At 53.8% G+C, this 6,000-nt stretch carries 4 protein-coding genes, 2 tRNA genes and 1 other RNA gene; 6 read left to right on the top strand and 1 reads right to left on the bottom strand.

From position 1 onward, the window contains the following. Window positions 1-248: 248 nt before the first annotated feature. Entirely contained in the window at window positions 249-1,772 is a 1,524-nt protein-coding gene (locus tag B5G40_RS11045; protein WP_158099521.1) for a recombinase family protein, read from the top strand. Between the two features lie 45 nt (window positions 1,773-1,817). On the opposite strand, the gene B5G40_RS11040 is transcribed toward B5G40_RS11045, so the two are convergent. Continuing rightward, window positions 1,818-1,894 (bottom strand) — tRNA-Ala (locus B5G40_RS11040). A gap of 383 nt (window positions 1,895-2,277) precedes the next feature. Between B5G40_RS11040 and ffs the strand changes: the two genes are divergently transcribed. From ffs to B5G40_RS11015, 5 genes are all read left to right on the top strand, one after another. Further along, window positions 2,278-2,542, top strand: an RNA gene (ffs, locus tag B5G40_RS11035) — signal recognition particle sRNA large type. A 95-nt stretch (window positions 2,543-2,637) separates the two neighbouring features. Next, window positions 2,638-4,344 carry a DNA polymerase III subunit gamma/tau gene (gene dnaX / locus B5G40_RS11030; protein ID WP_087399643.1) on the top strand — a complete coding sequence of 569 codons (1,707 nt, stop codon included), beginning with the start codon at window positions 2,638-2,640 and terminating at the stop codon, window positions 4,342-4,344. Window positions 4,345-4,358: 14 nt separating this feature from the next. Then, complete coding sequence (locus B5G40_RS11025; RefSeq protein WP_087187190.1) at window positions 4,359-4,706, top strand: YbaB/EbfC family nucleoid-associated protein; 348 nt, start codon at window positions 4,359-4,361, stop codon at window positions 4,704-4,706. 79 nt (window positions 4,707-4,785) lie between these two features. Further along, entirely contained in the window at window positions 4,786-5,442 is a 657-nt protein-coding gene (locus B5G40_RS11020; RefSeq protein ID WP_242959399.1) for a YoaK family protein, read from the top strand. A gap of 331 nt (window positions 5,443-5,773) precedes the next feature. Then, window positions 5,774-5,849, top strand: a tRNA-Ala gene (locus B5G40_RS11015). The last annotated feature ends 151 nt before the right edge of the window (window positions 5,850-6,000 follow it).

The following is a 6,000-nucleotide window of genomic DNA, read 5'->3' as shown; positions in this document are numbered from 1 at the left end:
ACCAAGGTGCAACCGGACTACGCCTGCTGTATTCAGTTTAGCAAATCCTTCGGTTAACGCACAGACTATATTTTCATTCTCAGCTGTGATGGCATTTCATGAGGCGTTGAAAACTGAATGAACAGCAAACCATATGCACCGCAGTCCTACACCAGAAAGGACAAGGTGCAATCATGGAAAAAAACAAGAGAGTATATTGCCTCTATCGAGTCTCTACCAAAGGACAGGTAGAAAAAGATGATATCCCGATGCAGAAACAATACTGCCGTGAATTTGCGGAAAGCCAGGGATGGACGATCATCAAAGAATTTGCGGAAAAAGGTGTCTCGGGTTTCAAGGTGGCTGCCGCTGACCGCGACGCGATTCAAGAGATCCGCCAGGACGCTGAGGAACGGAAGTTTGACATCCTGCTGGTGTTCATGTTCGACCGCCTGGGGCGGCGGGACGATGAGACACCCTTCGTAGTAGAGTGGTTCATCCGCAACGGAATCGAAGTGTGGAGCGCAATGGAAGGGCAGCAGAAGATGGATGATCATATCGACAAACTGCTGAACTATATCCGTTACTGGCAGGCCTCCGGCGAGAGCCTCAAAACCTCTGCCCGAACAAAGACACGCCTTTCGCAAATTGTGCAGGAGGGGAGGTTCCGGGGCGGGATCGTCCCCTATGGATACCGCCTGGAAAAGCAGGGGCGCTTCAATAAAAAGAATCACGAAGTCAACGAGATTCTGGTTGACCCGGATGAAGCTGCGGTGGTGCGCATCATCTTTGAAAAATATGTCTATGAGGGGTTCGGCGCACAGCGGTTGTCCCGGTGGTTATATAACAACGGCTATCTCAATCGAAAGGGGACCAACTTCGCCAATACCACCATCATCAAAATGCTGAAGAACATCATGTATGTGGGAATCCTGCGCAGTGGGGAAACACGCTCAGAAATCTTTCCGGAGCTGCAAATCGTTCCTCTGGATCTGTATGAGCGGGCACAGGAGTTGATGGAAGCCAGGACAATGCACCACAATGAGGTGCCCTTTAACTCCAAGGGGAAGGCGCTGCTCTCAGGGATGGTCTACTGTGCCCACTGCGGTTCTAAGCTGGTGCTGACCACCAGCAGTGGAAGACGCGCCAAGGGTGAGCCCAAACGGGAAACCCGTATCCGCTACGCCTGCCACTACAAGATCCGCCATCCTCAGGACTGTGACGGTCAGACCGGATACTCTGGCGAGAAACTGGACGGCATTATTGATAAGATCGTCATCCAACTCTTTGAGCGGATGAAGACTGCACCCAGGAGCCAGCTCATTCAAAAACAGCGTGAGAAGGAACTCCAACTGGCAAACAGTTCAGTAGCCAATCTGGAGAAACTCCATGCCGCCGCAGAACGGGAGCTGGAAAGCTACAAGAAAGAAATCATCAAGACCATCAACGGGACTGGCAGTTTTGGGGCGGACATCCTCGGTGAGATGATAGAGGATACCCGAAGCAAACTGGCGGCACTGACACAGGAATTGGAACAGGCCAAAGAAAAAGCGGCTGATCTGAAGAACTCTGCCGTTGCCGTCCAAAAGGAGTATGACAAGATTATGTCCTGGGCCGACCTGTATGCGGGCAGCAGCATTGAGGGAAAGAAGATGATCCTGCGGCAGCTCATTGAGCGGGTGAATATCGGAAAGGATTTTGAAATCGAAGTGGAATTTAAAATCAGCGTCACACAGTTCTTCGACTTCCTGTATCCCGAAGGGGACAAGAGTGTGTACTATCGTGCATCCTGAAAGTATAAAAAACTCGGGAGATCTCAAAACGAGATCTCCCGAGTGTGGTGGACCCGAAGGGGATCGAACCCTCGACCTTACGGATGCGAACCGTACGCTCTCCCAGACTGAGCTACGGGCCCAAATCAACAGTTCCAAAAGCGGAACAGAAGAATAAAGCGATATGAAATTATAGATGTGGCAGAAAACCGAACCCTTTGCGCTCCCAACTGAGCTACGAGCCCGTCTTTGTTTAGTTTGAATAAATCTTACCCACTTAGATTGTGCAATCTGTTGGAGTGCCTGGGCCCGTGTTATGTCGCCTTTGCTCTCCCAGCTGAGCTATAGGCCCATATTATTAAAGTGTATTTACTCAACACTCCAGTATTATAGCATAATTAAACCGGTTGTAAAGAGGTTTTTGAAAAAAACTAAAAAGTGATATTGATAAATGGTCGGAAATGATGTATGATATCAAATACAGCCTTCCAGCGGACGGCGCTGATGCGTCCGGTCCAAGGCAAGGCCGCACTAGTCGGGGAGTTAGCGGTGCCCTGTACCTGCAACCCGCTACAGCAGGGATGAATCCCGGCCCCCGGATCTGCGTTGTGTCGTCTGACCCCGGTAAGTAGTGATGATGGATCGGTCCCGCGCAAGGTCGCCCCGTGAACCGTGTCAGGCGGGGAACCGAGCAGCACTAAGCGGACCGCGATCTGTGCCGCGGGGTTCCCGCTCCTGAGCCGGCTGCCAGGGTAACGGGCATAGCGCTGATTCCAAAGGTCGGTGTGCGGTCTTGCCATGAACCGGATGTACAAGGAGGGGCGAAGCGACGCGGCTTTCCGCATCCTCCGCCCCTCTTTTTCACTTTTATGACGAGGTGACCGGCGTGTATCAGGCTTTATACCGAAAATGGCGGCCCCGTACCTTTGACGACGTGGTGGGTCAGGCCCATATCACCGATACGTTGAAGCGGCAGGTGGAGACCGGACGACTCTCTCACGCCTATTTGTTTACAGGTACCAGAGGCACAGGCAAGACTACCTGTGCCAAAATCCTGTCCCGGGCGGTCAACTGTGAGCACCCGGTCAACGGGAACCCCTGCAACCAGTGCCCGTCCTGCCTGGGCATTGCGAACGGCTCTATTTTGGATGTATTGGAGCTGGATGCGGCCTCCAACAACGGCGTGGACCAGGTTCGTGCCCTGCGGGATGAGGCGGTATATACTCCAGCGGCGGTGCGGAAACGGGTGTACATTGTGGACGAGGTCCATATGCTCTCTACCGCGGCATTCAACGCGTTGCTGAAGATCCTGGAAGAGCCTCCTGCCCATCTGATGTTTATTTTGGCCACTACGGAGCTGCATAAAGTGCCGGCTACCATCAAGTCCCGCTGTCAGCAGTTCTCCTTCAAGCGCATTCTGCCCGGCGATATCGCCGCCCGGCTGGCCTATGTGGCGCGCCAAGAGGGTCTGGAGCTGAGAGGAGAGGGTGCGGAATTACTGGCCCGGCTGGCGGACGGTGGACTGCGTGACGCCCTGTCCCTGCTAGACCAGTGCGCGATACCGGACGGCCCTATCGGTGTTCAGGAGGTGCTGGACGCCTTGGGGTTGGCTGGGAACCTGGAGACAGCCCACCTGATGGAGCAGATCGGAGCCGGTGATACCGCTGCTGCCCTGGAGACCCTGGCTAGACTGTATGGTGCCGGCAAGGAAGTAGGGAGCCTGCTGGGTGAGCTGTCTGCCCTGACAAGGGATCTTCTGGTACGAAAGACGGCCCCCAAGGGTGGAGCAGCACTGCTGACTGGTGGCTACGATGAGAATACCATGCGGCGGCTGTCCAATCTGTTTCAAACGCCCCGGCTGGCCCAGATGCTGGGTGTGCTCCAGTCTACCATTGCTGACCTGTCCCGCAGCGGCAACCGCCGCACAGATGCTGAGCTCTGTCTGATCCGTCTCTGTGATCCGGTGCTGGATGAGAGTATGGCGGGAATCAATGCCCGTCTGTCCAGAGTAGAGGAACTACTGGCAGGTGGGATACCTACCGCCTGTGCGGTACCGCCTGTACCGCAGAAAAAGGTGCCGGATAGCCGGAGCAGTCAGAAAGATACCCCACCCTGGGAAGAGGAGCGCCCCCCGCTGCCAGAGGAACCCGGGGAGCGTATCGCTTATCAAGCAGAATCGGAGCCTGCCCCAGCGCCTGTTTCTCGGGTGGAGAAGAAGCCTGCCGATACCCCGGTTATGGCGGCGTTATCTGGTGATTTGTGGCCAGGGCTGGTGGCTGGGCTTCGGGGAAAGTTCCCGGCAGTCTATCCGTTTCTCAGCAATCCGTCCGCAGTACAGGGCCTGCTGGAAGACAGTGTGTTAACGCTGTGGGTGGATACGGATTTTACCAAAAACATGGTGGGCACTTCTGCAGTGCTGGAAGCGTTGGAAAAGCTGGCTGCTGCGCAGACTGGCCGGGCTGTACGGTGTACTGTAAAGGTGGGTGCACCGCCAAAAACAGCTCCGGCGGCACAACAGCCAGCCGAGCATGATAATCTGGATGATCTGTTGGCAATGGGCCAGCAGTTTGACAACATTATTATTGAAGAATAAAGGAGTTGCGACCTATGGCAAAGGGATTTAACAGCCGCGGATTTGGCGGCATGGGCGGCGGCATGAACATGAACATGATGAAGCAGGTCCAGAAGATGCAGCAGGATATGATGAAGATGCAGCAGGAGCTGGAGACCAAGACCTACACTGCGGCAGCCGGCGGTGGTGCGGTCAGCGCCACTGTGACCGGCAAGCGCGTGCTGGAGAGTGTTACTATTGACCCCGATGCGGTAGATCCTGAGGATGTGGAGATGCTGCAGGATATGATTGTGGCAGCCGTGAATGAGGCGCTGCGTGCGGCGGAGAACGACTCTGCCTCTTCCATGCAGCAGCTGACCGGCGGCCTGAACTTGCCCTTCTGAATTTGAAACGGGAAATGGCCGCCTGTGGGCGGCCATTTCCCATTAAAAGCAATGAACCCGAAAGCGGAGGAACATGAACATGGAGACGGCCAAGGGGTTGCAGACATCGGAACGATTTCGGATCGGTGCGCTGTTGGCGGTAGCAGGTGGCCTGCTGGATGCCTATACCTATTTGATGAGGGGCGGCGTATTTGCCAATGCACAGACAGGTAACATTGTTTTGTTAGGTGTGCGGGCAGTGGAAGGGGACTGGAGCGGTGTGCTACATTATTTGCTGCCCATCCTGGCATTTGCAGCTGGTGTGATCGCCGCTGAGTGTATCAAAGAACGATTGAAGGAAGCACGTGTCGTTCATTGGCGACAGGTTACAGTTTGTTTGGAAATTATCCTGTTGGCGCTGGTGGCTTTTCTTCCGCAGCAGTTGAATGCACTGGCAAATATCATGGTCTCATTTGTATGTGCCATACAGGTAGAGAGCTTCCGAAAGGTCCGCGGTAATGCCTTTGCTACCACCATGTGTACCGGTAATCTGCGTAGCGGCACGGAGCGTCTGTATCAGTTTATCCGTACTGGGGAGAAGGATCAACTTTTGCGGGCCGCACAGTACGGTGGAATCATTCTGTTTTTCATTGGTGGTGCGGCGTTGGGTGCATGGTGCAGCAGCTTTTTAAGTCTCTGCACGGTGGCTGTTGCCTGTGTTCCATTGCTGATTGCATTCCTTTTGATGCGCCATTGATAGAAAGGTGTTTGGACACGGAGTCTTGGTATGTATTTTTCCTAAAGTAAAAAAAGATAAAAAAGAACTTGACAATGGGAATCAAAGCTGGTAAAATATAACCTGTTCCGTCGGTGAACAAACACATTTGGGGGTATAGCTCAGCTGGGAGCGCCAGCAACCGTATGTGACGACCCCTCAACGCGAGGAAATGACAATTTAATCAAAACCCCGGAAACTCAGTAAAATCAAGGGTTTCCGGTTATATGGGGGTATAGCTCAGCTGGGAGCGCGGTACAAGCGTGTAACAGCACCCCTCAACAAAACTAAATAAACGTTCTTTCCCACATCTGGGGGTATAGCTCAGCTGGGAGAGCGCTTGAATGGCATTCAAGAGGTCAGCGGTTCGATCCCGCTTATCTCCACCATGAAAGTACTGGGAAAGTACACGAGAAAGCCTTGAGCCCGTAGGGGTTCAGGGCTTTTCTTGTTGTATGGCTGTGTGCAGGGGGGTATTGGCTTTGTAGCCAATACCCCGTGTCTTTTCTTGCCTAATCGTGGCTTTTGATGGGGAGTTCG

The sequence above is a fragment of the Flavonifractor sp. An9 genome, assembly GCF_002161245.1.
Taxonomy (GTDB): domain Bacteria; phylum Bacillota; class Clostridia; order Oscillospirales; family Oscillospiraceae; genus Flavonifractor; species Flavonifractor avicola.
Note: the sequence above shows the minus strand (reverse complement) of the source record. Positions and strands in the feature narration are given on the sequence as shown.

What these genes read in the sequence shown, in the direction of transcription:
- B5G40_RS11020 (WP_242959399.1), top strand. Translation starts at nt 4,786, where the DNA reads ATGGAGACGGCCAAGGGGTTGCAGACATCGGAACGATTTCGGATCGGT.
- B5G40_RS11045 (WP_158099521.1), top strand. Translation starts at nt 249, where the DNA reads ATGCAGAAACAATACTGCCGTGAATTTGCGGAAAGCCAGGGATGGACG.
- B5G40_RS11025 (WP_087187190.1), top strand. Translation starts at nt 4,359, where the DNA reads ATGGCAAAGGGATTTAACAGCCGCGGATTTGGCGGCATGGGCGGCGGC.